General features: G+C 72.5%; 2 protein-coding genes. Both read right to left on the minus strand.

Annotated elements, in window-relative coordinates; all coding sequences use genetic code 11:
- Positions 1-70 precede the first annotated feature (70 nt).
- Positions 71-643, minus strand: coding sequence for a 2'-5' RNA ligase family protein (locus tag FNQ90_RS19955; protein ID WP_182607627.1), 573 nt, complete (start codon positions 641-643; stop codon positions 71-73).
- Positions 644-1,194: 551 nt separating this feature from the next.
- Entirely contained in the window at positions 1,195-2,211 is a 1,017-nt protein-coding gene (gene trpS, locus FNQ90_RS19960; RefSeq protein ID WP_182607626.1) for a tryptophan--tRNA ligase, read from the minus strand.
- Positions 2,212-2,357: the final 146 nt, after the last annotated feature.

Raw genomic sequence — 2,357 nt, forward strand, 5'->3', positions numbered from 1 at the left:
GGGCGGTGCGGGGGGAGGCGGCCGGCGACACGCGCGAACCGCCCCCCGGGCCCCGGGGTCGGACGGACCGTCAGGCGATCAGGCGACGCAACGCCATCCGCTGGTGCGGCAGCGTCCCGCTCGGGAAGCGGAACTCGCGGCGCAGCCGCCACACGCCGTCCGTCGCGCCCTGCTCGTACAGGGCGAACCCGGGCACGGTCCACTCGGCCTCGTACCCGGCCAGGTCGCGCTGCGCGCGGTCCATCGCCTCCTCGGCGATGCCGTGCGCCACCGTCACGTGGGGGTGGTAGGGAAAGCCCAGCTCACGGGCGAGCGGCCCGCGCGGATCCCGGATCCGCTCCTGGAGTCGACCGCAGGCGGTCCCGCCCCGCACCACCCGCACGAACACCACCGGCGACAGCGGGCGGAAGGTGTCCGTGCCCGACAGCCGCATGGGGAACGGTCGCCCGGAGGCGGCGATGCCCGCCAGGTACTCCTCCACGGCCGAGCGCGCGGCGACCTCCACGACCGTCGGCGGCACCAGCGTGACGTGGGTGGGGATACCGGACGCGGCGGTGTCACCGACACCGAAACGGTACTGCTGCAACAGGCTGCCGTGCGGCTCCGGGACAGCGAGCGACACGCCGAGCGTGACGGTCCCCACCAGCATCTCCTCCCGAGTGACGCGCGACGCGCGCGCGGACGACACCATCGACCCCGTTGACACCGACCCCGTTGGACCGGCCGGACGTGCCGAACCGGTCGCTCCCGTCGAGCGCGGGGACCTCCCCCGCGACGTCTCCGCCTGCCCGAGCGACCGCGCCGCCGGCGCGGACCGCTCACGAGCCGCGCCTTTCGCGGCTTCCCCGACTGCCGTGCCCGTGATCCTCTCCGTTTCGCTCGTTGCCGTCCGACGCCCGCTTCATTCCGTCACGGTGCACCCGGTCCCGCCGTGTTCCCTCGTGCCGTGCCGGAGCCCGGTGCCCCGGACCGGGCGGGAGGACCCCACCGGCGTCCACCGGGACCGATCTGTACCCCAACGCACCGACTCGTACCCTTCCGCACCCGATCGATACCGGGTGTGTCGGCCGGACGGACGGATGGCGCCGGGGGGCACGATCCGGTGCCAGTGTGGCGGGCGGGGGAGCGGAACGCGAACGGTCATCCGCCCCCCGACACCGGGTCGAAGGTCCGTATTCCCCGGGCCGTCCCTGCTCAGGGAGCCGGCGGCAGGAAGCCCACCCGGTCGTAGGTCTCGCGCAGCGTGACGGACGCGACAGCCCGCGCCTTCTCCGCGCCGCGCGCCAACAGCCGGTCCAGCTCCGCCGGGTCGTCCAGGTACTCCAGCACCCGGTTGCGGAAGGGAGTCACCCAGTCGGTGAACACCCCGGCCACCTCGGTCTTCAGAGCCCCGTACAGCTGCCCGGCGAACTTCTCCTCCAACTCGGGCACGGTGATGCCGGTCAGGGCCGAGTGGATCACCAGCAGGTTGCTCACGCCGGGCTTGTTCTCCGGGTCGTGGCGCACCTCGGTACCGGTGTCGGTGACCGCGCTGCGGAACTTCTTCGCCGAGACCTTCGGGTCGTCCATCAGGTCGATCCGCCCCTTGGCGCTCGCCGCCGACTTGCTCATCTTGGCGGTCGGCTCCTGGAGGTCGTAGATCTTGGCGGTCTCCCGGACGATGCGCGGCCTCGGCACGGTGAAGGTGTGGCCGTAGCGGGCGTTGAACCGCTCCGCGACATCCCGGGTCAGCTCCACGTGTTGGCGCTGGTCCTCGCCCACCGGTACCTGTTCGGCCTGGTAGAGCAGGATGTCCGCCACCTGGAGCACCGGGTAGGTGAACAGCCCCACCGTGGTGCCCTCGGCACCCTGCTTGGCGGACTTGTCCTTGAACTGCGTCATCCGGCTCGCCTCCCCGAAGCCGGTCATGCAGTTCATCACCCAGCCGAGCTGGGTGTGCTCCGCCAGGTGGCTCTGGACGAACAGCGTGCAGCGCTCCGGGTCCAGGCCCGCGCTCAACAGCTGGGCGGCGGCCAGTCGGGTGGACTCGCGCAGCCGCGCCGGGTCCTGGGGGATGGTGATCGCGTGCAGGTCCACCACCATGTAGAAGGCGTCGTGGCTCTCCTGCAACGCCACCCACTGGCGGACCGCGCCGAGGTAGTTGCCGAGGTGGAAGGAGCCGGAGGTGGGCTGGATCCCGGAGAGCACGCGAGGACGACGATCAGTGGCCATGGCTCCATTCTGGCAGCACCCGCGGACGTCGGGCCCCGCTCGTCCACAGGGGGAACGGGGGACACCACGGGCACGTCGGGGCACGGTTTTCCCGTCCCGGCGCGTGCGCCGGGGCGTCGCGCCCGTGTCACGGAGCGCGCCCCGGG

The sequence above is a fragment of the Streptomyces alkaliphilus genome (genome assembly GCF_014141535.1).
GTDB lineage: Bacteria > Actinomycetota > Actinomycetes > Streptomycetales > Streptomycetaceae > Streptomyces > Streptomyces alkaliphilus.

Bases quoted from the DNA above. Each gene is read 5' to 3' on its own strand.
- trpS (WP_182607626.1), bottom strand. From the start codon at position 2,211: ATGGCCACTGATCGTCGTCCTCGCGTGCTCTCCGGGATCCAGCCCACC.